Genomic DNA, 25,369 nt, shown 5'->3' on the forward strand with positions numbered 1-25,369 from the left:
TAATTAGGTGTAAAGCATAAGGGTGGGGAGGGGTCTAATTGAGGAAAGGTCGAACTGTTTTCTTAGTGTCGGGTCCAGCTGGCGTTGGAAAATCAACAACATCAAAAGAACTGGCTAAAACACTTAATTTTAGTGCTTATATTTCTGGAGACTATGTTTCTCATATGCATATCGGAGGTCGCCAAAAACCGTGGGAAAATAAAGATGAGACATCATTGAAATGGGAGAATATTTTAAGTTTAACAAGAAACTTCATTAACTATGGTAATGATGTCGTAATTGATTCGGTTACATTTCCCTTAGAAGCAACATGGCTACAAGAAAAATTAAAAGAATTCGGAGTAACCGTCAAATATGTAGTTTTGTGGACTGACAAGAAAACTTTAGTTAATAGAGACAATATGAGAAAAGAAGAGCACAGAATGGGCGAGCGATGTCTTACCTTAGTGGATGAATTTAGTAATTCAGAGTTAGATAAAAAACACCTTTTAGACACTAGTCAAAAAACAACTAATGATATGACGTATATTATAAATGAGATAATAAACAACAAAAGATACAACCTAAACTGTTAAGCTAATGGAAGAAAACTTGAAGATTAGAAATTCTTTTTTCTTATTGAATTAAAGGGCATTTTAGTTGAACAAACAATAAGAAATATGGAGAGACTTATATGAGTAAAGCAGGAGTTTACACGGTGGATATTACACCACCATTAGGCATTGAATTTATTGGATATCATAGACAAACAGGAATTACAAATGTTGATGAACGAATTTATGCAACAGCGTTTGTGTTTGAAAGCAACAAAACTAAGACTGTATTTATTAGTGTAGATAATATAGGGATGCTCATAGAAGATACCTCAATAATACGTGAACAAATAGCAATTGAATTAAGTATCCCCGTTGAAAATATTACTATTGTTTATACTCATACTCATTCAGGACCTGCAACCATTAGCCATAGTGAGGTAGTAAAGGCTTATAAAACAACCTTACTAAAAAATGTAGTAAAAGCTACGGTGAAGGCAAGTAAAAACTTGCAACCTTCTGAGATTGGGTGGAATGTTACAACAGGAGATATTGGAGTGAATCGACGAGAAGTAACCCCTGATGGCAAGGTGAAAATGGGAACAAATGAAAAAGGTATCGTTGACAAGCGAATAGGAATTTTGGCAATTAGAAACCATACTACACAAAAGTTAACAGGTGCAATTGTTTTTTGTACTGCCCACCCTAATGTCTTAAAGTCAGATAGTGACATCTTATCAGCAGATTATCCAGGGTTAACAAGAGAAATACTTGAACAAATACTTAAATGTCCTGTGATAATTGTACAAGGTGCTACTGGTAACGTTAATGCAAAATATCGTGGTTCAATGGAAGCTATAAGACAAATGGCTTACGCGTTAAGTGGTAAAGTTCTAACTATGGTACCCACAATTGATTTCAAATCGATTTCACATCTAAAAATTATTTCTGATAAACTACCAATGAATTTAAAGGAGATCCCCGAAACTGAGGAATTAAAAAGAATGGCATCCTCAGCCGATGAACAATGGGGAGTTAATACAAACAAATGGCTTACGACAATTTTAAAAAAGCACAAACAGCAGAAAAAACAATTATCTATTGATTTGGAAATCCAACTATTCCAAATTAACGAAGGTTCATTTTCAGGAATACCAATGGAGCCTTTTTCTGAAATGGCTCTTAATATTCAAGAAAGGCTAAGTAATAAACTTGCTTTTTTTGGGGGCTATACAAATGGTTATCTTGGTTATTTGCCTACAAAGGAAGCATACCCATATGGAGGATATGAAGTGGAGCTTAATCCAGTTGTTTATGGACCCATTACAAGTCTATGGATGCCTCCGGTCGAGAATACGGCTGAATTGGTAGTTGATAAGGTGATGGAACTATACTATAAATAAAGCCATATAGGAGATGGTGGAGATGTGTCTATGTTTTTATCTGAGCTAAGAATATGGAACTTTAGAAAATATGGACAGGCAGAAAAAGATGAAGAAGTTTATCCGGGTCTCTCATTGCAATTCAATAAAGGATTTAATTTATTGGTTGGGGAAAATGATTCAGGTAAAACAGCAATAGTTGATGCAATTAAATATACGATATTAACTCAAAGCTACGAGTATATTAGGTTAGAACAAGAGGATTTTCATTTACCTGAAGGGCAAGACGAGGGGAAAAGAGCTTCTGAAATTCGGATTGAGTGTATCTTTAGAGGTTTTACCAATAATGAAGCAAAGAATTTTTTAGAATGGCTAGGTATGGAAAAAATCGGTGAAGAATTTCAGTATTTTCTAAAAATCTTTTTAGTTGCAAAAAGGAAAGGCAGAAATATTTATTATGATATAAATGCGGGTCCAGATGAAGAAGGAAATCCATTAAGTGGAGAAGCCAGAAATTTACTGCGATCGACATACCTTACACCATTGCGAGATGCCGAAAGAGAATTAGCACCTCGGAGAAACTCAAGATTATCACAAATTCTTGACAGTCATGAATCGTTTAAAGATAAAGAAGAAGATCACTATCTTTTTGAAGTCATGGACAAGGCGAATAAACAGATTAAAAAATACTTTGAAGGTTTAGACGAGAATGAAAAACCATTGGAAGACTTGCACGGGGAAGAATTGCTAAAAGAAATAAATCAATATTTAGGCGAGTTCTCAGGTGTAAATAATAAGTTGAATTCCAATTTTTCAATTTCCGATATGAAATTGAAAAACATTCTTGAAAAGTTGAGCTTGCATTTATTATCTACAAAGTCTGGTTTAGGTTCGCATAATTGTTGTTTATAGCGGTAGAACTTTTACTTTTAAAAAGAGAAGGTTATTCAGGACTAAAACTAGCTTTGATTGAAGAAATTGAGGCTCATATACATACACAAGCTCAAGTTAGATTGATCAATTTTTTGCAAGAAGAAACTGCTCAATCTGACATTCAATTGATTCTTACAACTCATAGTCCAGTACTTGCATCTAAAATAAGTTTGGAGAGTTTGGTTGTTTGTAAAAATGACAATGCTTTTCCGATGGGTCCATCATACACTGAGCTGGAACTGGGAGACTATCTTTTCTTGGAGAGATTTTTGGATTCCACAAAGGCTAACTTGTTTTTTGCTGAGGGTGTAATTTTGGTAGAAGGTGATGCTGAAAATCTTCTAATTCCCACTATAGCGGAAATAATTGATAAACCTCTTTCCAAGTATGGTGTTTCATTGGTTAACGTTGGTAATACAGCATTCCTTCGATATTCAAGAGTATTTAAAAGAAAGAAACAAGATTTAGGTGTTTTAGATATTCCGGTTTCCTGTATAACGGATAATGATATTAAACCAGACGTCTACAAGTCAGTTAAAATTGATGCTGAAACTAGGTCGAATCTAGAAGAAGTAAAATCGATTGCCCAAAGGAGAAAAGAAAGAAAGGAAAGGATACAAGGCCAAAGCGTAAAGTTGTTTATCTCTCCAGAGTGGACTCTTGAATATGATATTGCATTAGGGTATTTTCAAAAAGAGCTTTTTAAAGCAGTTCTATATGCGGAGAAAATACAAAACAGTGATCAGTATGGTTTAACGGATAAAAAAATAGAAGAGGTTGATCGGGTAATAGATAAGAAATATGAAGAATGGGATGAGAAGGCTGTCTCAAACGAGGAAAGGGCATTTTTTATATATCATGGGTTAATGATTACAAAGCAAATTTCAAAAGCCATTACAGCCCAATGTTTTGCCAAGATTTTAAAAGAGGAAGAAAAAGAGGATGTTAAGTCAAGGATTTTTTCAGATGAAAAACTAAACTATCTTGTTAATGCAATATCTTATGTAACTGATGGAGAAGGTATAGATGATTGAAATAACCCAAGAAGATATACAGTATGCAGAGACTTTGCTATTACCAGAGGGAAACACGTTCAACGGTGAGAGAAGAAATATCATAAAATGTCTAGAAACGAAAGATATTAAAGCTTGCCCGGGTAGCGGGAAAACAACGACGTTGTTGGCTAAGCTAGCGATAATTACAAAAAAACTACCTCTTGATTATAATAACGGATTGTGTGTATTAACACATACAAACGTGGCTATAAACGAAATTAAAACAAAGTTAGGGTTAATGGATCGAAGCTTTTCAGGCATCCAAACAATTGTAGTACAATCCAGTCATTTGTAAATAAATATTTGGCTATACCAGCTTACATTGACCTATATGGTAAACGGCCTATTAGAATTGACGATGAAATCTATAATGAAACGATACTAAAAGAATACTATAAGATTGTGCCTTCCAGAATTCGTTTCGGAATAGAGCAGAAGGATCCAGATATAATCTATAAAATGAAATTTAGGCTGCAAAACGGTGACTTGATTAATGGGATATACGGGAATTTAATCTACAAGAACAAAGAAACGGATTCTTATAAATATTTACACGAATTAAAGATGAAAATGCTTAGTCTTGGAGTCTTATGCTATGAAGATGCTTATTATTTGGCGAATTATTATTTGGAAAAGTATTCTCAAATAAAAGAAGTTTTTTCTAAAAGGTTTTCTTATGTGTTTATCGATGAGATGCAAGATACAATGAGCCATCAAAATGATATTTTAAACAGACTATTTGATGATTCGGTAGTAGTGCAAAGAATCGGTGATACGAATCAATCGATTTATGATAATCGTGATGCGGAGGGTACATGGAATATTATTGAACCGTCTTTATCAATCTCTGAAAGTAAACGTTTTTCTCGGTCAATAGCCAATATTGTAAGAAATATTTGTGTTGACCCTCAAGATTTAAAAGGAAATCCAAATATACCAGACATTCAGCCCACTATTATTGTTTTTAATAGGGAAACGATTGACAGGGTAATTCCATACTTTGGGGATATGATTTTGAGAAATCAATTGGAAAAAGAGGTAAAACCCATTTTTAAAGCTGTTGGTTGGGTTACAAATGAAAATCCAAAGTATGATACTCTTTTGGACTATTGGAAAGGATTTAATAAAGGTGTTAAACAAAGAATCGACTTCGATCATTTAAGTTCATATTTAACACCACTTTCTCCTGAAGATGTAAGTAAAGAGGGAGCTTCTTTATATAAACAATCGATTATTAAGGGAATATTAAAATCCTTAAGATTAATGGAAAAACGGGACAAGAATAACAGGTTTTTTACAACCCAATCGTTGCTTAACTTTCTGAAAGAAGAACATGAGGAAATCTATGAAGAATTGTTGTTAAAGTTAGCAAAATGGTGTTTAGCCATTCAAAATGGTGAGGATGTTCACAAAGAAGTAAAAGAATTTATTGAATCAGAACTTAAAACTGTCTTTAATTGGGGGAATAACGGTAAGTTAGTTTATTTTTTTGAAGTAGAAGCAGAGAAACAAGAAATACTCACTTCTTTAAACCCTAATATATATACTTATAGTAAATCGAAAACAGATATTGAGATAGAACTTGATACAATACATGGAGTAAAGGGGGAAACGCATACAGCAACACTTTATCTTGAAACATTTTATCATAAATATGATATATCTAGGATTTTATATTATTTAAAAGGGAACCATGAGTCGACAGATAAGAAACGTACACTCCAAAACTTAAAGATGACGTATGTTGGTCTAACGAGGCCAACTCACCTACTCTGTGTTGCAGTTCATGAGGAAACAATTAAAGATCATGAAGAAGATTTAAAAAAAGCTGGATGGAATATTGAGTATGTATCAAAGTTAGATCAATAAATAATTATTATGACAAAGTAGCCAAAAGTTTACGTTACATGTGAATCCAATGTTTATTTAGGTCAGAACCCTTTTAAGTAACAATAAAGTCGTTTAAACGCTAGTCATATTATTCAACAAACGGGCCATTTAATTGAATAAGTCTTTAATGAAATTTATAAATTTGAGCTAGTTTAAAGAGTGTAAATGAAATAATTTATAATGAGGTGACTTCCAGTGTTGGAGACTTTTGAAACAGATAGATTAATTCTACGTGAAAGAACATTTAAGGATTTTGAACGTTGTGTTGAATTGGATCGTGAACCAGAAGTCGTGAATTATATTCCAGAGCTAAAAAGGATTATAAATGGTACATCAGCTAGTGAAAAAAAGCATAGGGAATTTGTTAAGAAAAGGTTTGAGACTGATTATCCAGAAGGTATGGGATACTGGACTATAGTGACAAAAGAAGAACCCCAACAATTTGCGGGAGGGGTTCTGCTAATTCCATTAGATACGGTTGGGCCAGACATCGAAATTGGATGGAGGTTGAGACCAAAATATTGGGGTAAAGGTTATGCTACAGAAGCAGCAAGAGTAATCATACAATATGCTGCTGAAATCCTTAAATTACAAAAGGTAATTGCAGAAATTCATAAGATGAATAAAGGCTCAATAAGAGTTGCCGAAAAAATAGGGATGGAGTACACAGAAACAGAAGAAACTAGTGATTATATTAGATATGCCTTTAGTCGGCTTTAATAATTGCCTTATGCAATCGGGCGCTTTTCTCAACAGAAGGGGTGACGCATATTAATAATATAATTGATATTGGCGATAAAAAATTAGAAGTCTGGATTCAAGGGGAAGGTACGCCAATTATCATCCACCCAGGTATGGTGAGTTCAATCATTGAGTGGGAGGCTTTGGCTACTGAAGTGTCAAAGGAAGCAAAAGTCATTCTTTATAATAGAGCTGGGTGCGGAAAAAGTGAAAAAGGAATAAAAACAAGAAATGTTAGTGAGAACACGAAAGATCTCAAGGCATTAATTGATACGCTTGACTTGGATGCTCCGGTAATAATTGGACACTCTTACGGCGGGCTATGCCTTCAATATTTTGGTATAAAATATCCAAATGTAGCAAGTGGATTTATTTTGATAGATTCAACCTCTGTAGATTCGCATTTATTGGATGAAGTAGAAATTGAGGGTGAAGATGAAAATAGTACCGAAGCATGGATTCAAAAATGTAACTGGTATTCAACGCTACCCCCTAAACAGCTTGAAATAGAAATGAAGGATTGGATTAACGGATTACAAGAAGTGGTGCCGAAAAATAGACATGCGCAGATTAAAGAGTATATGAGTAATCCTGTGATGTTTGAGGCTCTGGGAGAGGAATTAGAAGAAGATCCTAAGTTTACAAAAGAAATAAAGGAATTCGGAAAACTTCCTGATATCCCTACTATTATTATTGGAAGAGATCCAAACGTATCGATTAACGATATGATCGTTGAAGAGGGGATTAGTTTTCAAGAGGCCGAAAAAATAGAAAACATCTGGCAAACATTAATAAAAGACCAGACAAAATTGAATGATAAGGTTGAGTATGTGCTGGCTAAAAAAGCAGGTCATAACATACATACAGATAATCCGGTTGTTATAAAAAATGCAATTCTTTCTTTACTGGCTAGTATTCAATAATCGAGCGCAAGAACGGAATAAACATTGCGCCCGAATTTCGTTAAAGGGCCATTTAATGGAATAATTAGTGTGATAGGAGGGTTATGAATGACTGTTAATTTAGTTGCTATGGATGAAAGTACGTTCGCGGAATATTACCGACAATCCCTTAAAGAGTACGCATATGAACATGTGAAGGCCGGAAACTGGAAAGAAGATGAAGCAGTTCAAAACGCACAGGCAGAGTTTGAACAATTACTTCCAGATGGGTTAAAGACGAAAGGGCATGTTCTCCTCTCGGTTATGCATGGGAGAGAAACAATAGGGATTCTATGGTTAAATATTCGGATAAGGAATCAAGAAAAGCAGGCCTTTATCTATGATGTAAAACTTGATGAAGAGCAGCGAGGCAAAGGATTAGGCACGCGGACAATGGAAGCACTTGATGAATATGCAAAATCAGTAGGCGTTAAACAAATAAGGTTGCACGTGTTTGGCCATAATCACCGTGCCAAATCGCTATATGAGAAAACGGGTTATGAAGTTACAGATTATCATATGCAAAAAAGGCTATTATAAGGATTTTATATGATTTAAACAAACGGGCGCAATTGTTGAAGAAAACTTAGGTTTTTAAAAGACTTTATTGTTATTTTTTTAATGTAATGAAGTATCTTAAATCAAAAATTAAATAACTATATTTTTAACCCCGTTCATACTTAGAACGGGGTTATGCTTGTTTGAGGTTTTAATATTAAATAACTTTATTGTCACTTTACAGTAGGCTTATAAATTAAAACAAAGTTTGAACATTTGTAATAAAGATTGATAAAAAATCCTGTTGTGTTTAAGCAACAGGATTTTTTCTTATTCCATGCATTTTTATAAAGTTAGCTGATAATTAATAACGGACTAGTTTGCAGTTATCCGAGCTTAATCATTTGAAGATGAAATGGCAATAGTATTTTCTTTTAAAATGGTTGTTCTTGTTAGAGAAAAGACCGCACATAGTAATGAAATAATAACAATGCCGCTCCCAAACCAGGCTGTATGGGAGACCGTGCCGGAATGATTTAACACTATGCCGCCAAACGCAGAACCAAGTGAAATACCTACTTGTATTGAAGAATTATTAAAACTTTGCTGAATATCAGAAGTAGTAGGGTCAGTTTGAATTAAGTAGCTTTGTTGCGGCGGTGCCAGACTCCAACTTAATGCTGCCCACACCATCATAACTGGTATGAATAGTATAAGTGAAAAAGTCGTTAATGGTAATAAGAAAAGGACAAGGGCAAAGGAACTAATAACAACGATAATGCTTTTTTGAGCTCCGATTGAATCCGAGAGAATTCCACCAAATGCTCCTCCACTTACAGCTGCAACCCCAAATAATAAATAACAAATACTAATCCAATTGGAGTTCAAATTAAGTTCCGCTTCTAAAAATGGAGTGAAGTAGGCATAAAGTGTATAGTGTCCTGCTAGCATAAACATGGTTGCAAGATGAGCACTGCCTATTTTTGCACTGCCAACGGCCTTTAATTGATGTGAAAGAGGGATTGAGTTTTCTCCTGGTACACGCTCCAAAAAGATTGAAATAAGCACAATTGATCCAATTGATAAAATTGCAATTCCAAGGAATATGACTCGCCAGCCGAATGTATTGGAAATAAGTATTCCAAGCGGCACGCCCATAACAAGTGATGAACTAATCCCCATATATATAAGCCCCAAAGCTTTTGCTCGATGTGCAGGAGTAACAATCTTAGCAGCAATGGTTAAGGAAAGCACAACGATAAGTGCTGTACTCATTGCAGTCAAAACTCTTGCTACCATCATAAATGTAAAACTTGCACTGAAATATGTCATTATATTACCGATAAAGAAGACAAACAAGGATACGAGATACAGTTTTTTTCGCTCAATTTTACTAGTTATAACAAGCAAAACGGGTCCGGCAACTGCATAAATTAGCGCGAAAACTGTTATTAGTTGTCCAGCACTACTTAATGAAATGTTAAAATCATTTGCGATAGTAGGAAGTATCCCACCTACGATTAATTCAACTAGTCCAACTGCAACAGTTGATAGTGCGAGAATAAATACTTTGATATTCATTTGTATTAACGTCCTTCCATATTATGTTTTAGGCAGAAAATAAAAAAATCCTGATTACAGAAAACGAATAGAATTCATTTTTCTGTAATCAGGATTTTAAGGTTCCTGGTAGAAACCCCCAAGCCATATTCTTGAGGTTATACAGGGTATATATTTATTTTTATGAAACACTTTAAAAATTTTATCAGATAATCTCGGAGTATTCAAGGGTCAAAACGATTTGGTTAATTTTAGCGATAGTCGTGGAGATAAGCTCTCTTTAACATATAAAAATTGCTGTTGATTCAAATAAGCGAATGAAAAGCCTGTCGCAGAGAAAGGGCGAGGTTGAACGCTTGCTTTATCTCGTTTATTCTTGCTGTCAATTAAGTAACATGCTATCATTTATAATGAACGTTCTACATGGAGGTTATTGTATGAAAAAATCACAGAAGAAAGAAGATATAATTAACACCGCTGAAAAATTATTTTATCAGCATGGCTTTCATGCAATTGGTGTAAAGAATATATTGGAGCAAGCAGGAGTAGCAACAATGACCATGTACTATCATTTCAAATCGAAGGAAGATCTAATCAAAGAAGTATTAGTTCAAAGAGAAAAACATTACTTTCAATTTTTAGAAACTAAAATCGACAGGGGTAATGATATTAATCAATATGTGGAGTCGATAATTAAAGCACATCTTGATTGGATAAAAACTGATGATTACAATGGCTGTTTATTTTTGAGGGCGAAACAAGAATACGAAGGTGTCAACGATAAAATTTCTTCAGTAAGTAGAGAACATAAAAAGAGATTCCTAAACAAAATTGAAAATGATTTAAAGCTTTTACATGCTGAACAATCTCTCAGCGTACAAATATCTATTATATTAGAGGGGATAACATCGATGGCCCAAATACTTGAGTTAGATAAGGTAAAAGATACTGCCATTGATTTAGCGAAAAGTATTGAGGTTGCCGAATAGGGAAAGAATAGTGTAGTAAAAAGTTATATATTCTTCACTATTTTTTTTATCAAGTTATTATAATGAACGTTATATATAAAAAGGGGCGAGCTATATGAGGGCAAAAAAATTAATAGTAGTGGGCTTGCCAATGATTGCCGTCACGTATGGTTTATCACGGTTTAGTTATGGTCTAATGCTTCCATATATTAACGAATCGATTAATATGGATCAATCAACTAGTGGAGTAATATCGTCTTTATCATACATTGCTTACTGTATAGCAATTGTATTAGCAATGGCATTTTCTAATAAGGTTCCTCCAAGGTCTTTGCTTGTAGTAGCTGGATTATTATCAATTATTGGCTTAGGTATCATCTCCATTTCTTCTAATCCGGTATTGCTAGGCTTAGGAATATTTCTGGCAGGGATGAGTACAGGGGTCTCCTCCCCGCCATACGCTAATATCGTTAGCACTACCGTAGAAACAAGGTTACAGAATCAGACTAATTCATGGATTAATTCTGGTACAAGTATTGGAACTGCTTGTACCGGGGCAATTGCTATTATAATGGCTGATAGTTGGCGAGAGACGTATTTGATATTTATGGTCATTGCTATTTTTGTGCTCATCGCTAATTATAAAGTGCTTCCAGGACATCAGGTTTCAGAAAAGAAGGTCACGGTTGGCTACTCTAAAAAGGAATGGAGACGTTCTATTCAACTAATTTTTGCATCATTATTTTCAGGATTATCTTGTTCGGCTTATTGGACATTCTCAAGAGACTTTATGTTAAGTTTAGAGAGCGTACCTATATACTTGGGAGAGTGGTTTTGGGTAATAATTGGAGCCGCGGGTTTACTAGGAGGAACTGCTGGTGCATTTATAGATAAGTTTGGTGTTAGGAGTGCATACAGGATTTCTGTATTAGCACTTTCAACTTCATCGCTTATCCTGGGAATTTATCCAGATAACAATATAGCAGGGTTCCTGTCACCAGTTCTTTTTGGAAGCTCTTATATTTTCCTGACAGGGGTCTTAATCGTATGGGGGATTACCGTATTTAAAACTAACCCATCATTTGGCCTAGGAGTGCCGTTCTTAATACTCGCTCTTGGGCAAGCCATAGGGTCTGTTTTTTCAGGAATAGTAGCTGATATATCAGCATATTACACCCTTTTTATTTGGTCTTCTATCATTGGTTATGTAGCCTTGGTATTTAAACCCAAAACAAAGTAGATATTTTATGCCGAACCTTCCGGCCAGAACAAGGAAGCCGAGAGAAATGAAGCATTTTTAGCCAAAACGTTAAAGTATAAAGATGAATGATAAAATTGAATAAACTACAGTGAAAGTCACTATTTTTTGAAAAGGGAAACGAAAGAAGTCTGTACATTATGAACAATATGCGCAAAAAATTATATTTATATAATGTTGTATTACTGGAAGTATAGTGATATAGAAATGCTCTGAAGGAATGTGGTCTTTCTTACGAAAAACAGCAATAAAAAAGAAATGGGAACTCCATATGCGTGTTATATTTTAAATATGGTAAAAAAACCATATCACGAGGAGGGTTTTCATGAATGCACATAAGGTGATCATAGCAGGATGGTTTACAGTTGATCCAAGTAAGCGTGACGAAGTTGTTAAGGCACACGAGGATCTCGTGAAACGTGCGAGGCAAACTCCTGGTTGCCTTGATCTGGCAATAACGGCTGATCCTGTTGACCCTGCACGAATCAACAACTTCGAGTTTTGGCAGTCAGAAGAGGATTTGCAATCGTTTCGTGCTGTAGCAAATCCCCCAAAACAAATTACTCCGATGCTCAGGGTAGAAATGCTAAAGCATGAAATCGATAAATCTGGACCGCCGTTTTAAGGAATCCTAAATTAAAGAAAAGGTTGATGTTCTCGTGGGAGTTAAGATAGCATGTTCAATTAATCGCAGGGAGGATTGTTATTTTTATGGAGGAATTAGCAATTGGTGAAGATGCACCTTTTATGAATACCCCTTTACCGAGAACGTCTACTTAGTTAGAAACTATTATCATTATTGTTAATCCAAATTCTCTTTAGGTTTTTCTGTATGCTTTCTATTTTTAACCTCCGTAAATATGTTATCTGACACACTTGTTTTAGTTTTGGAGGTTTCATTTGGAGGATTTAATTGATTTGATTCAATCAGCGATTTAAGCATTTGAATATCCTCTTTAGTAGCGTATTGTTTATCAGGCTTTAACATATACCCTAACTGACCGTTCGATTCTATTGTAGCCCATTTTAAATCAGTGAAATGCTGAATGTTTTGTTGTCTCATTCGGACTTCAAGCATATCAACCGTTAACCGCAGTTTCTTTAAATTTCTTTCATTAATTTGGCCGTTTTCAACTACTAAAAGTCCTTTCCCATAAATTAATGTTTCAAGAGTATTCGATTTAATCACGATATATTCAATAAAAAGAAGTGTAATGACCATTAGAAAGGTAATCACCATTGTAATCCAAATGTTCCTGTCGCCAACAGGTTGAATAATTAATGAACCAACAGCTATCATCATGACTGTCTGAGCAACCGTAAGCTGTGAGATGGATTTTCTGCCAGCTAACCGCAAAATCAGGACTCCACCTAAAACGACGACAATAGCCTTCCATATGAAATGTAAATCCACAAACATCCCCTCTTTTCAACAGTTGCATATTTATTGTTTATTGTGGATGATATCTTTTACTTTATTCTTTAAAAGGAAACTATACTCCGATCATCAAAAAATAGTGAGGTAAACCAAGACAAATACACGGTAATGGCTAGAACCAATGAATCCTTCTGTAAGTACTTATTCTTTAGCGAAGTGTCTTTTTGTAACTAGAGCAATAAACGGCAGCATATATTTTTAAGCCTAATTTTCTAAAGTTTTTTCTTTTTTTCAACATTTTCAATCGTTTCCGCGCGAAGAATATTATATAACCTGCTTTTAGGCTCATATATTTTTTGAGAAGGCCATAGCCCATGATGTCCTGAGAATAGATAGCTGACTAAACAAGCCACAAAAAAGTACTCTAACCCTTTTCCATCAAACATCTCCATTGCCAGCAGAAAAGCTGCTATAGGGGTATTAGCCCCTCCACAAAAAACTGCGATTAATCCTAATGCAGCGAGAAATGACATAGGTAAATCGATGAATGTGTGTAAGGTATTGCCTAACGTGGCACCAATGAAAAATAAGGGTATGGCTTCACCGCCAACAAAGCCGGTACCAAGAGTTACTGCTGTAAATAATAGCTTGGCAAGGAAAGCAAAGGGTGGAACGTCTTCTATAAAAGATTGTTCTAACATCTGTAATCCTCGGCCATTGTAATCTTGTGAACGCACTATTAAAGTTAATACTACAATGACAATACCTCCAAAAAAGGCTCTTTTCATATGGTTTTTTTTGAAAAGTTTCTCAGAGAATTTTTCTATTCCATGCCTCAATTGACAGTATAAAACACTTATTAGGCTAAAAATGACTGATAGAAGAATAACTATCATAAATGTACTAATAGATATTTCCGGTACGGTTCGTATGATAAATTCTTCGTGTTTATGTCCCCAGGCTGCTGTAGTTACATAGTGACCAACAAAGCTTGCCGTAAGACAAGGAACCAGGGCTTCAAATTTCAGCTTTCCTAAAGCAGCCATCTCCATCCCAAAAACAGCACCTGTGATAGGTGCTCCAAAGGCAGCACCAAAACCAGCACTAATACCGCTCATCATTAAAATTTTCTTGTCTAATCTGTTTACCTTAAAAAATTTGTTGACAGTTGCAGCTACACTTCCTCCCATTTGGACAGCTGCCCCTTCTCTCCCGGTTGAACCTCCAAAAAGGACCGTGACAAAAGTCGCAAAATAGACGATAGGTCCCATTCTCCGGGGCACCTCTTTTTTTCCATGTACTGAATCAATTACCAGATTGTTTAGTTTAGCAGTATCATTCAAAGTATTATTCAAGAATACCTTTCCGTAGTTCATATATATATACCCTATGATAATTCCTCCAAAGGGGAGAAGGAAAATAAGCCAATCCCTTTTTAATCGGATATCATCTCCTAGATAATCATTTATCTCTAAAAGGCAATAGGTTGTCTATCCTACAACTATACCAATGATGCTTCCAAAGATAATCCACAGAACCAGAACTGAAAAAAATTTTTTATACTTTAACAACATTCACCAATTCTCCTCTATTCTTTCTTTGGGAAATTCAATTTTATTGTTGCCTATTGCATTAAAATTACTAAATTGAATATTGAATAGCCGATGAAGAAGGGAGCAAAAGGCATGAACGAGAAAAACTGAAAAATAGTCTTCAAAAACTAAAACTCCATATAAGGTAGAAAGGTCACGATTTAGATTACAGAGAAATTTGTTGAACATGACGAACAACCCCCCTCCACGAGATGGTACCTACCGCTTTGGAAGGCAGGTTCTACAGGGAATTTTCGTATTTTTTACATACCACGCTCTGGTAATTAAATAAAATTCGAATGCGAAGGTTAGTTAGGAGTCCCCCTATGGTTTTTGGAACTGAGGGGGTTTCCTTGTGTGAAAGGCTTACAATGGATAAATGAACGCATAACCACTATACTTAAACAAATTAAGTATGTAACAATAGATTTAAGACATTAGCCTATATCTTAATATTTCTATCCTGCCAAGGAATCGGTTCGGAGTAGTTTGCAGATATTGTTAGTTTACGGCTTTATAAGATTAATTGGAGGGTGACGATATGACAGAGACTTCAAGTTTAACAGGCACCGTTTTTTTGTCCAAGCTGATTACCCAGTATGCACAGTTACATTCTAAAACTGTTGGCAATGGTGCACAGGAATACATACGCCAAATTGGCATCAGGGCGGGGGAATGGATAGAGTCCTTTTACGATGAAAGTAAAGAATTAAACTGGACGCCAGACCAGTATGCGGAAGTTATTGTCGATTTAAAGAATTCTATCGGCGGCCATTTTTCTATATCCGAAGTGCATCCTGATCATGTCATCGTTAAAGCGACAGGATGTCCATTTGGGGATGTTGTCCAGGATGCTCCACATCTTTGCAATATGACCTCGAGTGTGTTTGGCGGTATTGCAGCCCGAAGGTTTGGATACGGAAAAGTGAACCTTCGAAAAAGAATAGCCTTAGGGCATGCTGGTTGTGAAGTGGCGATTTATTTCCAGCCTACGGATAAAGAAGAGGGCGATGAATATAAGGACTTGCCGGTTACGCCGAAGCAGGGAAATCCTTTTGAGTGGGAACAGGAAACGATTGAGGCATTACATGCAGAATTGGAAAAAAGCGATAAGATGATTAATTCGCTTGTAGATGAATTAGAGGATTTAAGAAAACAAGTGAAAATGGAAAACAATAGTTAGACATTTCTTTCATTTTCCTTCCCTCCTCTTAATAAGAATATGATAAAATGTGCTTCAGAGAGAAGCTTAGACATAGTGTAAGTGGGCATTGGGAACGACAAGCTTATTCTATGTTTTTTGATTGAATGAGGAGGGGGAAAAATGGCAAAAGATGCCGAAGAACTAGCACGTGTAACAGGCAGTAAGCAGATACAACAGCTGGAATTCCGCGCGGGGGCTTTTGGAGCGGCGGTACCGTTGCTGTTTTTTGTTATTTGGGCAATCACAACAAGTGTACTGCAGCTGTCTTCAGAAATCGGCTTGGTAATGGGAGCAGTTATTGGATTAACATTAGGACTGTTGTTTAGTAAAAGTAAATGGGGAGACTATGCCCAAGGACTGTTTGATGGCTTGGCCCAGCCAATCGGGGTAATTGCCATGGTAGCTTGGTTTTATGCAGGAATGTTTGCGCAGGTTCTCCAAGTTGGCGGACTTGTAGAAGGGCTGGTTTGGATTGGAGCGATCACAGGTCTGACAGGCGGCATGTTTGTAGCATTAACGTTTTTGCTGGCAGCGGTTTTTTCAACTGCAGTCGGCACGGGTTATGGCACAACAGTAGCTTTCTGTACATTGATGTACCCAGCTGGGATTGCTACAGAGGCTGAACCTGTCATGCTGTTTGCCGCGATATTAGCGGGTGCTGTATTTGGTGATAACCTGGCCCCTGTGTCAGATACAACGATTGTTTCGGCTACGACTCAGGATGCAGATGTACCTGGGGTTGTACGCAGTCGGTTCAAGTATGCAATCGTGGCTGCTATTCCAACAACAATTCTTTTTGCTGTCTTTGGCGGAGGGGCAGGTAGTGTGTCGGCTGACGAGGCTGCCCAAACGGCTATGCTTGAGTCTGCAAATCCGAAAGGGTTAATGATGCTGCTGCCGTTTGCTCTAGTATTAATTCTGGCATTATCAGGCCATCATTTAATTACATCTTTAACATGGGGTATTCTTTCTTCTATTCCGCTTATTCTTATATTAAGTTTAGGGAGCTTTAGTGATATTATTCGATTTAATCCTGATTCGGATGCAATTGTAGAAGGAGCTCTTGTTTCGGGGATTACCGGGTATGTGAATATGGCGATCCTGATTCTGTTAATTGTAGCAGCAGCTCATTTGCTGCGATTAGGAGGCACGATGGAAGTAATCACAAATGGACTTGTTAAGTGGATAAAGTCATCTATTCGACGTGCCGAGTTCGCTATCTGGGGCATTGTTGCTCTATTGAATAGCGCTATTACGATTAATACTGCGGCAGAAATAGCAGCAGCTCCTTTTGTAAGAGAGTTAGGGGAAAAATACCGGATACACCGTTACAGGCGGGCGAATATGCTGGATGCAGTTACCTCGGCCCTTGGTTATATTTTTCCATGGGGAGCTCCAGTCCTATTAGGCTGGTCTACGATACAACTTATGCAGGATACCTATGAGTGGCTGCCAGTGGTAGCTCCTACTTCTGTATTTCCGTTTGTCTTCCAAGGCTGGTTCTTAGTAATTGTTATGCTGATTGCAGCACTTACTGGCTGGGGACTGCGTTATGAAGGAAAAAATGGAGAAGAATTAAAAGAAGCTCCGCGTGACTAACATGGAAATACGCTAATAATTTATCGTTAACTCTCTCATTCGAACCGTTGGATGAGGGAGTTATTTTTAAAGGGAAAATAGGGTGACAGGAGGGAGAGCCCCGGTGCAGACAAGAATAAGAGATTATGGCGTTCGTATAGGTGAATTGAATACAGGCAGGTTAAATAAGATAACGGATGTAAGCGGCGTTAAAATCGGACATTCAACCATCAGTAATGGAGTGGTAAATACAGGGGTTACAGCGTTACATCCCCATAGCGGAAATATTTTTGAACAGAAAGTAGTGAGTGCGGCGCATGTGTTTAACGGTTTTGGTAAATCGATAGGTTTGCTGCAAATAGAAGAACTGGGGACAATTGAAACGCCAATATTGTTGACAAACACGTTAAGTATCGGAACATGTACGAACAGTTTAATCACATATATGCTAGACAAAAACGGGCAAATTGGCAGGACGACCGGAACGGTCAATCCTGTTATTGGCGAGTGTAATGACATGTTTCTCAATGATATTCGTGAATTGGCTATTCGGGAGGACCATGTCTTGGAAGCATTAGAGACCGCTGCGGATGATTTTGAGGAAGGGGGAGTTGGTGCGGGAACTGGTATGAAATGCTTTGGATTAAAAGGCGGAATTGGTTCTTCCTCTCGAGTTATCCAATTCCCTCATGGAGCTTACACGATCGGCGTACTTACGCTCACTAATTTTGGAGTGTTGGAGAACCTGCGTATAAATGGCATTCATGCCGGAGAAAAAATAAGAAACAAGCTGCCCGACAATAGCAGTGAACCTGATAAGGGGTCTGTAATAGTTTTGGTTGCCACGGATTTGCCGGTGACGTCCCGTCAATTAAAACGAGTGATCAAGCGAGCTGGAGTTGGCCTTAGCCGAACGGGCTCTTATATTGGGAATGGAAGTGGCGATATTGTTATTGGTTTCTCAACCGCAAATAAGGTTAGCCATGACCCAGCCCAAGACCTGGTTTCCCTTACAGCGATCCACGAGGATGATATCGATCAGGCATTCACAGCGGTTGCTGATGCAACGGAAGAAGCTGTACTCAATTCGATGATCACTGCTAATACCGTGAAAGGAAGAGACGGCCATACGTTATACTCTTTACGAAAGTACATCGACGATCTCCTGTGAAAACTAGAGAGCAAAAAAGAGAATCCATTTTGGATAAATCCAAAATGGATTCTTTGTATTTGCAGTAATATAAAGCTGATGGATTCTACTTATTATTAGTTATTACATTGCTAAGTTTTTGAATGGCAACAGATAAATCAGAAATCTTTTTCTCAAACCTTATTAATAAATACATAGCCAAGACTACAGGAAAACCATGGTTTCCTAAAAGAGTAACCAATGCATTACTAGCGGTCTCTTCCATTTTATCCCCCCTCTCCTGTTCCCTCTATTTTTAAAGAGTAGTTGAAAAGAAAATATAAACTGGCGGAAATTGGTTACATTTACCCTAGAAACAGGAACAAATGTTGCGATATAATTACAAAAAATAAGAACATATGTTCTTATTTTTGGATAAAATAGTTTACTTTTCTCTTCTTATTGCTCTTTACATAGTAGGAGGGGGTTCACTTATGGAATATGATTGCTTCCTAGAGGAAAATAATAATGTAATAAAAGACTTCTATCAAAAAAACCAGGACTTTGTAAATCAGCCAATTGTAAAATCTTTTTTCTCTAAGCATGAGAACAGGGTGCTTTTGAAGAATGCCCTTATCGAAAACGATCAGGAAAGCCGCAATAAACTAGATGCTAAGTTTCATGACCATTATCAACAAGCCAGGATGACCAAATATTTGTCGAATTTAATTTATTTCAACTCTATTAATTTTGACAAAAGTATTCGTAAACAAAAAGAAACCTATTTAACTATCCTAAACCAGCCGCTGGCTGATAATACTGCCGAGTCTAATGGTGATGAGTTTGTGGATGTTTTGGCCAGTGATGCTGCTGAAATTTTTGAAGAGGTCGTTAGCTACAGCGCTAAATTGGAAGATCATATCCAGGATGAAGAATTATTTTATGCTTTACAAGAATTAAGCCCTATGCAAAAAGAGATTCTCCAACTGATTTATGTAGATCAATTAAAAAATAAGGAGATAGCTTTATTAAAAAATACATCTCCTCAAAATATATCGAAAATCCATAAACGTGCTATTGAGAAAATAAAGAACTATTATAAAGGAGGATAAGAAGATGAAACAACAAGAGCGAAGACTAACCGAAATAATCATACAGATGGAACCGAAGATAAGAAAATCAATCGCCAATACTTCCTCTCAAGAGAGAGATGATTTAGAACAGGAAATCAAATTAAAAATCATCGAGATAGTGACAAAAGGGGTAATAAAGGACACGCCGGGGTTTTGGGAATTTAAAAAATCCTTTGATTAAGAAAATAAACGTGGTTTTTGTGTTCACTTTTTTACTGTGCTTTAACAAAGGTAAGAACTTTTCTTTTAAAAAATTATGTGTAATAAATCAATACCTCACAGGAAAATTGATTTATAAATAGAAAAAACCTTTCCAATGATGGAAAGGTTTTTTCTTAATAACTAAAGTTACGCTTTTACAACGTTAGCAGCCTGTGGTCCACGGTTGCCTTCTTCGATGTCAAAGTTTACTGCTTGACCTTCGTCCAAAGATTTAAAGCCTTCGCCTTGAATAGCTGAGAAGTGAACAAATACGTCGTCTCCACCTTCAACTTCGATGAAACCGAAACCTTTGTCTGCGTTAAACCATTTTACTGTACCATTATTCATGTGTATTCCTCCAAGTGCTTTTAGCACAATTAAATTACTATTCTTGCTCTATAAGATCATTCAAGACGATAATCGCTCAAAAGCTTTTTCTTCTTTCATTACAATATTACCGAACAACAATAATTAATATAACTATACCATACGTTTTTTTGAGAAGATATAGGTATAAAGGCGGATATGTTGTTTTTAAGCCATTTTGTAAGCAGATTTATATAAAAAAAGTTCAAAAATACAAAGAAGTAGCTTGTTAATTTGTAATAACTGTTATACTATATATATAACAGTTATTACAAATTGTGAGGAGAAAGGATGTGGCTCCATTGTGTTTATAAATATTGATTTGCAATCTGATGATCCCATTTACACCCAATTAAAAAATCAAATTATTGCCAGTATTGCCAGAAATGAAATGAGGCCTGGCGATGGTTTGCCGTCTGTAAGAAGGCTGGCAGCAGACTTAGGCATAAATCTTCATACGGTGAATAAGGCTTATCAGCAGTTAAAACAACAGGGATTTATTCTTATCCACCGGCAAAAGGGCGTCGTTATTAACCCTGAAGGAATCCCGGCTGCCGATGAGCAATACAGAGAATCGTTGGAACGAGTGTTAAGTCCTTTGGTAGCAGAGTCCTTTTGCAAAGGGATTACCGAAAAGGAATTTACAACGCTTTGCCAAAAGCTGTTTGGCCAGCTGACAAACGAGGGGGGATGGAGATAGATGAACACTTCAATGACTATGATAATTTTTATTATTATTATGGTACCAATTTTTATCATTAGTATGTTTACTCCTTTTATAACAAGAAAGACGGAAAGCTTTGGTGTGTATATCCCTGAAGATATTTATCAGGATCCATTGTTAAAGGAAATGCGTAAACAATATGTGTCCATAACGGGTGCTTTAAGTTTAATGGTTATTGCCGGTTTCTTTCTTTTGGTTCCATGGCTGGGGGGCAGCACGGAGAGAGTGAGCCTGAGTTTTTCTGTGAGTATTGTCTTTTATATGACCACTGCTTTTATTGTTTACTTCGTGTTTCATAAGAAGATGAAAAAGCTGAAGGCTCAAAAAGGGTGGACAGAACAAAGGCAGCAGCAGGTGACAGTAGATTTACAATTTCGAGAGAAAAAGCTAATTTTTTCGAACCTTTGGTTTATCGTCTCCTTTATAATTTCATTTGCAACATTGATCACCACTTTCGTTTTTTATGAAAATATTCCGAATCGAATTCCCATGCAATATAACTTTAACGGAGAAGTTACCAACTGGTCAGACAAATCGTATCGGTCGGTAATGATTATGCCGGTTATGCAAATTTATTTGACCCTGTTATTCTTATTTATAAATACAATGATTGCAAACGCGAAGCAGCAAACGAGTTCGGCAAATCCTGCTAAATCGATTGAGCAGAATGTGCAGTTCCGCAGGCGGTGGTCGGCATTCATCATCTTGACGGGCACAGCTTTAACTTTGATGTTTTCATTCATCCAAATCTCGTTTATCTTTCCGGTGAATTCACAATTACTAACGATAATTCCTTTGATTTTCAGCGGTGGTGTCATTGTAGGTGCGATCATCCTTTCCTTTAACACGGGGCAGGGAGGAAGCAGGATTAATACAGGCATAGACAGCAAAGGGGAAGTAATCGACCGTGATGATGATCGGTATTGGAAGCTGGGACAGATTTATTATAATAAGAAGGATCCGGCATTGTTTCTGGAGAAGCGATTTGGAATTGGATGGACCATCAATTTTGCCCGTCCACTTGCCTGGACGGTCCTTGTCCTGATTGTCTTACTTGCCATTGCTATTCCTATGCTTTTGGGAGAATAATAAAGAGAAAGAGGTCCGGATAAAAGGATAGCGGCCAAAGCAAAAATCGAACGATGATTCGAAGTCCCTAGGATTCGAACTCGTTCGATTTTTTTAACACCTGCGGACCCAGTGACAACACTATTTTTTCCTTGTATGCCTGCCCTGATAGGCTGTTCATCCCTTGCATGACGCCCGCGATCTCAAGTAAATCTTAAGCAGTTTTATTGGTTGAAAACCGTACGTAGACTTTCAGCGGAGGAAATCCACGGAGACTCCTGCGGTAGGAAAGGCCTCGGTGAGACCTCGTAGAGCAGGCTAACCAGCCGTCCGCGGAAAGCGTAGTGTATTTCCTTAGCGTAGTTTGTCGCCATAACATTCTAATGGATGTTTGAGTAATAATATTGACACGATGAAGTTATTTAACATACACTGGAGAAAATAATCAAACAATCATTTGAATGAGGGGATATAAGTGAGTGAAAATATAGTTGCCCATAGGTCGCCTGAAACATGCAGTACTTTCTGTTTTGATGAAGAAAAAGTAAATCGGATCCAGCCGCAAATAGAAAAAGCCAACGGAATGGAGCTTACGTTTAAGGCATTGTCCGATGCTACCAGAGTAAAGATAGCGTACGCTCTTACGTTAGACTCCGAGCTGTGTGTATGTGATGTGGCTAATATTATCGGGTGTACTACTGCCACAGCCTCCCATCATTTACGGCTTCTGCGCAATATGGGGCTGGCGAAGTATCGAAAAGAGGGAAAGCTTGTGTTTTATTCATTGGCAGACGAACATATCCGCCAATTGGTTTCGATAGCGTTAACTCATCAGGAAGCAGGTGTTTCCGATGGAAAATAATTCGAACGTTTACAGGCTGCAAGGGTTGTCCTGCACCAACTGTGCGGCTAAATTCGAAAAAAATATCCGGTCTATTGAGTCAGTAGAAGATGTAGAGCTGAATTTTGGTGCTTCTAAAATGAAAGTGATTGGAAAAGCGTCGATAAGCCAGTTGGAACAGGCGGGTGCTTTTGATGGTATAAAAGTATTGCCGGAAAGGCAAAGGCAGACGGAAAGCAAGGAGTCTATGTGGAGCAAGCGGGAAAATCTTCAGACCACAATAGCATTACTTTTGGTCTTTGCTGGCTATGGTTTTTATTTTTCGGCCGGTGAAAATAGTCCCGTAACGATTGGGGTATTTTTATCCTCCATTTTGATTGGCGGCTATGGTTTGTTTAAGGAAGGGTTGAAAAACCTGGCAAAGCTTCATTTTGATATGAAAACATTAATGACTATAGCAGTTATTGGTGCAGCAATTATTGGAGAGTGGGCCGAGGCTGCTGTAGTTGTCTTCTTGTTTGCATTGAGCGAAGCATTGGAAGGTTACTCGATGGATAAAGCCCGCCAGTCCATCCGCATACTGATGGGTATTGCTCCTAACCGTGCTACCATAAAACGAGAAAACGAGTTACTGGAAATGGATGTCGAGGATGTGCGGATAGACGATACTCTAATAGTGAAGCCCGGGCAGAAGATTGCCATGGACGGTGAGGTTATCCTTGGGCAGTCTTCCATCAACCAGGCAGAAATCACAGGGGAATCGATTCCTGTTCTAAAAAGTTCAGGAGATGAGGTGTTTGCAGGTACTTTGAATCAAGAAGGATATTTGGAAGTACGCGTAACGAAATTAGCTGAGGATACCACCATTGCCCAAGTAATCCACTTAGTAGAAGAAGCCCAGGCAGAGCGTGCGCCATCCCAGCAATTTGTAGATAAATTTGCAAAGTATTATACACCGGCAATCCTGCTCATTTCTTTATTAGTCGCAGTTATACCACCGTTATTCTATGATGCCAGCTTGGGCTCGTCTGTTTACAATGGATTAGCGGTCCTTGTAGTTGGATGTCCTTGTGCGTTAGTTATCTCTACCCCGGTGGCAATTGTAACTGCGATCGGCAATGCTGCTCGCAAAGGGGTGCTTATCAAGGGCGGTATCCATCTGGAGGAGACTGGACGCTTAAAAGTGATCGCATTTGACAAAACAGGAACTCTTACAAAGGGAAAACCGGAAGTAACAGACATCCTGTCCTTTTCTAACTTGGATGAGCAGGCTATATTATCTATTTCTGCGGCATTGGAAACACATTCCCAACATCCGCTAGCTGCCGCTATTTTGCGGAAAGCCGGAAAGGAAGACACAGCAGGATACAAGGTCGAAGATTTTCAATCCATGACCGGGCAAGGTGCCCAAGCTATCGTTGGCAACACCCTTTTTTATATTGGGAAACCTAGCCTTTTCACAGGAATGTTTTCTATACCTGACAACATACAAACGAAAATCGACGATCTTCAGCTGCAAGGAAAAACGGTTTCCCTCTTGGGAACAAACCAGGAGATAAAAGGATTGATTGCAGCAGCGGATCAAGTGCGCAAAGGGAGCCTCTCCATTATAGAAAAATTGTACGAACTAGGAATTACTAAAACAGTCATGCTCACGGGAGACAACCAGTTCACTGGCAGAGCGATAGGCAGCGAGCTTGGCCTAAGCGAAGTGCAAGCTGATTTGATGCCGGAGGATAAGCTTCAGGTTATTAAAAAGCTCCGGGAAAGCTATGGCAAAACAGCCATGATAGGCGATGGCGTTAATGACGCTCCAGCCCTGGCTTCTGCAAACGTAGGAATTGCCATGGGGGGAGCAGGGACAGATACAGCATTAGAGACTGCTGATATAGCATTTATGGCTGATGATTTGGATAAACTGCCATATACCATTGCATTAAGCAGAAAAACGTTAGCAGTCATTAAACAAAATGTTGCTTTTGCCCTGGGACTGAAGCTTTTGGCTCTATTACTGCTAATCCCCGGCTGGCTGACACTGTGGCTGGCGATTTTTGCCGATATGGGTGCCACGCTAATAGTGGTACTGAATTCATTGCGCTTAATAAAGGCTAAATATAGTGATTAGTAAAATGAAAGAAGCCAGCAGAGATGGACTGCTGGCTTTAGCTTTCCGTAAAATATTGGAGAAATAAAAATGAGAAGGAAAGTAATCTAAATTAATGTAATGCTGATGGACGAGTATATGGCAATTGGAGTAACGGTACGGATGAGCTGGCAGCTGTTAGCTGAACAGCTTATACAGATAGGGTTGGTACAGAGATAGCTTAAAGCGGATGTATCATACTGTATTTTTGGCAGAAAAGTTGAATTGGGAGGCTAAGGCACTTAACATAAGG

General features: G+C 37.5%; 26 protein-coding genes and 1 riboswitch. Of the genes, 21 read left to right on the top strand and 5 right to left on the bottom strand.

All coding sequences use genetic code 11. The annotated features are described in order from the left end of the window. The first annotated feature begins 38 nt into the window (after positions 1-38). The 9 genes from BLR93_RS11795 (at position 39) to BLR93_RS11835 (ending at position 8,015) form a co-directional block, all read left to right on the top strand. A complete protein-coding gene (locus BLR93_RS11795; RefSeq protein WP_093214755.1) occupies positions 39-575 on the top strand; it encodes a P-loop nucleotide/nucleoside kinase family protein in 537 nt (178 codons plus the stop codon). A 98-nt stretch (positions 576-673) separates the two neighbouring features. Then, complete coding sequence (locus BLR93_RS11800) at positions 674-1,936, top strand: neutral/alkaline non-lysosomal ceramidase N-terminal domain-containing protein (protein WP_093214757.1); 1,263 nt, start codon at positions 674-676, stop codon at positions 1,934-1,936. A gap of 30 nt (positions 1,937-1,966) precedes the next feature. Beyond that, on the top strand, positions 1,967-2,827 hold the full coding sequence (locus BLR93_RS11805; protein ID WP_093214760.1) for an AAA family ATPase: 861 nt from the start codon (positions 1,967-1,969) through the stop codon (positions 2,825-2,827). Then, positions 2,818-3,882 carry an ATP-dependent nuclease gene (locus BLR93_RS11810; protein ID WP_175559339.1) on the top strand — a complete coding sequence of 355 codons (1,065 nt, stop codon included), beginning with the start codon at positions 2,818-2,820 and terminating at the stop codon, positions 3,880-3,882. Before BLR93_RS11805 ends, BLR93_RS11810 begins: the two co-directional genes overlap by 10 nt. Next, the gene (locus BLR93_RS11815) at positions 3,875-4,198 is read left to right on the top strand and encodes a UvrD-helicase domain-containing protein (RefSeq protein ID WP_093214765.1); all 324 of its coding nucleotides are present in this window, start codon (positions 3,875-3,877) and stop codon (positions 4,196-4,198) included. Before BLR93_RS11810 ends, BLR93_RS11815 begins: the two co-directional genes overlap by 8 nt. A gap of 8 nt (positions 4,199-4,206) precedes the next feature. After that, complete coding sequence (locus BLR93_RS11820) at positions 4,207-5,772, top strand: UvrD-helicase domain-containing protein (protein WP_139184421.1); 1,566 nt, start codon at positions 4,207-4,209, stop codon at positions 5,770-5,772. A 216-nt stretch (positions 5,773-5,988) separates the two neighbouring features. Further along, positions 5,989-6,513: a GNAT family N-acetyltransferase gene (locus BLR93_RS11825; protein ID WP_093214771.1), complete on the top strand. Its 525-nt coding sequence runs from the start codon at positions 5,989-5,991 to the stop codon at positions 6,511-6,513. A 41-nt stretch (positions 6,514-6,554) separates the two neighbouring features. After that, positions 6,555-7,457: an alpha/beta hydrolase gene (locus BLR93_RS11830; RefSeq protein ID WP_093214774.1), complete on the top strand. Its 903-nt coding sequence runs from the start codon at positions 6,555-6,557 to the stop codon at positions 7,455-7,457. A gap of 87 nt (positions 7,458-7,544) precedes the next feature. Beyond that, complete coding sequence (locus BLR93_RS11835) at positions 7,545-8,015, top strand: GNAT family N-acetyltransferase (protein WP_245690134.1); 471 nt, start codon at positions 7,545-7,547, stop codon at positions 8,013-8,015. Positions 8,016-8,369: 354 nt separating this feature from the next. Here the strand turns inward: BLR93_RS11835 and BLR93_RS11840 are convergent, their stop codons facing one another. Further along, entirely contained in the window at positions 8,370-9,554 is a 1,185-nt protein-coding gene (locus BLR93_RS11840; protein ID WP_093214778.1) for an MFS transporter, read from the bottom strand. A 65-nt stretch (positions 9,555-9,619) separates the two neighbouring features. Continuing rightward, positions 9,620-9,719: riboswitch (purine riboswitch) on the bottom strand. A gap of 251 nt (positions 9,720-9,970) precedes the next feature. On the opposite strand from BLR93_RS11840, the gene BLR93_RS11845 reads away from it, so the two are divergent. The 3 genes from BLR93_RS11845 (at position 9,971) to BLR93_RS11855 (ending at position 12,384) form a co-directional block, all read left to right on the top strand. Then, complete coding sequence (locus BLR93_RS11845) at positions 9,971-10,522, top strand: TetR/AcrR family transcriptional regulator (protein ID WP_093214781.1); 552 nt, start codon at positions 9,971-9,973, stop codon at positions 10,520-10,522. Positions 10,523-10,616: 94 nt separating this feature from the next. Further along, positions 10,617-11,741 (top strand): MFS transporter, encoded by a 1,125-nt coding sequence (locus BLR93_RS11850; RefSeq protein WP_093214783.1) that lies wholly within the window; start codon positions 10,617-10,619, stop codon positions 11,739-11,741. A gap of 343 nt (positions 11,742-12,084) precedes the next feature. Next, the gene (locus BLR93_RS11855; protein ID WP_093214786.1) at positions 12,085-12,384 is read left to right on the top strand and encodes a putative quinol monooxygenase; all 300 of its coding nucleotides are present in this window, start codon (positions 12,085-12,087) and stop codon (positions 12,382-12,384) included. Positions 12,385-12,561: 177 nt separating this feature from the next. On the opposite strand, the gene BLR93_RS11860 is transcribed toward BLR93_RS11855, so the two are convergent. Further along, positions 12,562-13,173: a DUF421 domain-containing protein gene (locus tag BLR93_RS11860; protein ID WP_093214787.1), complete on the bottom strand. Its 612-nt coding sequence runs from the start codon at positions 13,171-13,173 to the stop codon at positions 12,562-12,564. A gap of 236 nt (positions 13,174-13,409) precedes the next feature. Continuing rightward, a complete protein-coding gene (locus BLR93_RS11865; RefSeq protein WP_342720566.1) occupies positions 13,410-14,606 on the bottom strand; it encodes a chloride channel protein in 1,197 nt (398 codons plus the stop codon). Positions 14,607-15,270: 664 nt separating this feature from the next. Here BLR93_RS11865 and BLR93_RS11875 point away from each other — a divergent pair. From BLR93_RS11875 to BLR93_RS11885, 3 genes are all read left to right on the top strand, one after another. After that, positions 15,271-15,912, top strand: a complete 642-nt coding sequence (locus tag BLR93_RS11875; RefSeq protein WP_093214791.1) for a methanogen output domain 1-containing protein — start codon at positions 15,271-15,273, stop codon at positions 15,910-15,912. 141 nt (positions 15,913-16,053) lie between these two features. Next, complete coding sequence (locus BLR93_RS11880; RefSeq protein WP_093214793.1) at positions 16,054-17,532, top strand: Na+/H+ antiporter NhaC family protein; 1,479 nt, start codon at positions 16,054-16,056, stop codon at positions 17,530-17,532. Positions 17,533-17,635: 103 nt separating this feature from the next. Next, positions 17,636-18,682 (top strand): DmpA family aminopeptidase, encoded by a 1,047-nt coding sequence (locus BLR93_RS11885; protein ID WP_093214796.1) that lies wholly within the window; start codon positions 17,636-17,638, stop codon positions 18,680-18,682. Positions 18,683-18,767: 85 nt separating this feature from the next. Here the strand turns inward: BLR93_RS11885 and BLR93_RS11890 are convergent, their stop codons facing one another. Further along, complete coding sequence (locus BLR93_RS11890; RefSeq protein WP_093214799.1) at positions 18,768-18,926, bottom strand: YvrJ family protein; 159 nt, start codon at positions 18,924-18,926, stop codon at positions 18,768-18,770. Between the two features lie 208 nt (positions 18,927-19,134). Between BLR93_RS11890 and BLR93_RS11895 the strand changes: the two genes are divergently transcribed. Both BLR93_RS11895 and BLR93_RS11900 read left to right on the top strand, forming a co-directional pair. After that, on the top strand, positions 19,135-19,752 hold the full coding sequence (locus tag BLR93_RS11895) for a sigma-70 family RNA polymerase sigma factor (protein ID WP_175559340.1): 618 nt from the start codon (positions 19,135-19,137) through the stop codon (positions 19,750-19,752). A gap of 4 nt (positions 19,753-19,756) precedes the next feature. Beyond that, positions 19,757-19,954 carry a hypothetical protein gene (locus tag BLR93_RS11900; protein WP_093214805.1) on the top strand — a complete coding sequence of 66 codons (198 nt, stop codon included), beginning with the start codon at positions 19,757-19,759 and terminating at the stop codon, positions 19,952-19,954. 167 nt (positions 19,955-20,121) lie between these two features. On the opposite strand, the gene BLR93_RS11905 is transcribed toward BLR93_RS11900, so the two are convergent. Then, positions 20,122-20,322 (bottom strand): cold-shock protein, encoded by a 201-nt coding sequence (locus tag BLR93_RS11905; protein WP_093214810.1) that lies wholly within the window; start codon positions 20,320-20,322, stop codon positions 20,122-20,124. Positions 20,323-20,644: 322 nt separating this feature from the next. Here BLR93_RS11905 and BLR93_RS11910 point away from each other — a divergent pair, with 322 nt between their 5' ends. The 4 genes from BLR93_RS11910 (at position 20,645) to BLR93_RS11925 (ending at position 25,098) form a co-directional block, all read left to right on the top strand. After that, a complete protein-coding gene (locus BLR93_RS11910; RefSeq protein WP_093214813.1) occupies positions 20,645-21,040 on the top strand; it encodes a GntR family transcriptional regulator in 396 nt (131 codons plus the stop codon). Next, entirely contained in the window at positions 21,041-22,153 is a 1,113-nt protein-coding gene (locus tag BLR93_RS11915; protein WP_093214815.1) for a DUF1648 domain-containing protein, read from the top strand. It begins immediately after the preceding gene. A gap of 454 nt (positions 22,154-22,607) precedes the next feature. After that, a complete protein-coding gene (locus tag BLR93_RS11920) occupies positions 22,608-22,994 on the top strand; it encodes an ArsR/SmtB family transcription factor (protein WP_093214818.1) in 387 nt (128 codons plus the stop codon). After that, positions 22,984-25,098 (top strand): heavy metal translocating P-type ATPase, encoded by a 2,115-nt coding sequence (locus BLR93_RS11925; RefSeq protein WP_093214821.1) that lies wholly within the window; start codon positions 22,984-22,986, stop codon positions 25,096-25,098. Before BLR93_RS11920 ends, BLR93_RS11925 begins: the two co-directional genes overlap by 11 nt. The last annotated feature ends 271 nt before the right edge of the window (positions 25,099-25,369 follow it).

The organism is Sediminibacillus albus (assembly GCF_900101125.1).
Classification (GTDB): Bacteria; Bacillota; Bacilli; order Bacillales; family Amphibacillaceae; genus Sediminibacillus; species Sediminibacillus albus.

Bases quoted from the DNA above. Each gene is read 5' to 3' on its own strand.
- BLR93_RS11835 (WP_245690134.1), top strand. From the start codon at position 7,545: ATGACTGTTAATTTAGTTGCTATGGATGAAAGTACGTTCGCGGAATAT.
- BLR93_RS11855 (WP_093214786.1), top strand. From the start codon at position 12,085: ATGAATGCACATAAGGTGATCATAGCAGGATGGTTTACAGTTGATCCA.
- BLR93_RS11840 (WP_093214778.1), bottom strand. From the start codon at position 9,554: ATGAATATCAAAGTATTTATTCTCGCACTATCAACTGTTGCAGTTGGA.
- BLR93_RS11805 (WP_093214760.1), top strand. From the start codon at position 1,967: ATGTTTTTATCTGAGCTAAGAATATGGAACTTTAGAAAATATGGACAG.
- BLR93_RS11925 (WP_093214821.1), top strand. From the start codon at position 22,984: ATGGAAAATAATTCGAACGTTTACAGGCTGCAAGGGTTGTCCTGCACC.
- BLR93_RS11845 (WP_093214781.1), top strand. From the start codon at position 9,971: ATGAAAAAATCACAGAAGAAAGAAGATATAATTAACACCGCTGAAAAA.
- BLR93_RS11815 (WP_093214765.1), top strand. From the start codon at position 3,875: ATGATTGAAATAACCCAAGAAGATATACAGTATGCAGAGACTTTGCTA.
- BLR93_RS11915 (WP_093214815.1), top strand. From the start codon at position 21,041: ATGAACACTTCAATGACTATGATAATTTTTATTATTATTATGGTACCA.
- BLR93_RS11905 (WP_093214810.1), bottom strand. From the start codon at position 20,322: ATGAATAATGGTACAGTAAAATGGTTTAACGCAGACAAAGGTTTCGGT.
- BLR93_RS11890 (WP_093214799.1), bottom strand. From the start codon at position 18,926: ATGGAAGAGACCGCTAGTAATGCATTGGTTACTCTTTTAGGAAACCAT.
- BLR93_RS11895 (WP_175559340.1), top strand. From the start codon at position 19,135: ATGGAATATGATTGCTTCCTAGAGGAAAATAATAATGTAATAAAAGAC.
- BLR93_RS11900 (WP_093214805.1), top strand. From the start codon at position 19,757: ATGAAACAACAAGAGCGAAGACTAACCGAAATAATCATACAGATGGAA.
- BLR93_RS11800 (WP_093214757.1), top strand. From the start codon at position 674: ATGAGTAAAGCAGGAGTTTACACGGTGGATATTACACCACCATTAGGC.
- BLR93_RS11850 (WP_093214783.1), top strand. From the start codon at position 10,617: ATGAGGGCAAAAAAATTAATAGTAGTGGGCTTGCCAATGATTGCCGTC.
- BLR93_RS11875 (WP_093214791.1), top strand. From the start codon at position 15,271: ATGACAGAGACTTCAAGTTTAACAGGCACCGTTTTTTTGTCCAAGCTG.
- BLR93_RS11880 (WP_093214793.1), top strand. From the start codon at position 16,054: ATGGCAAAAGATGCCGAAGAACTAGCACGTGTAACAGGCAGTAAGCAG.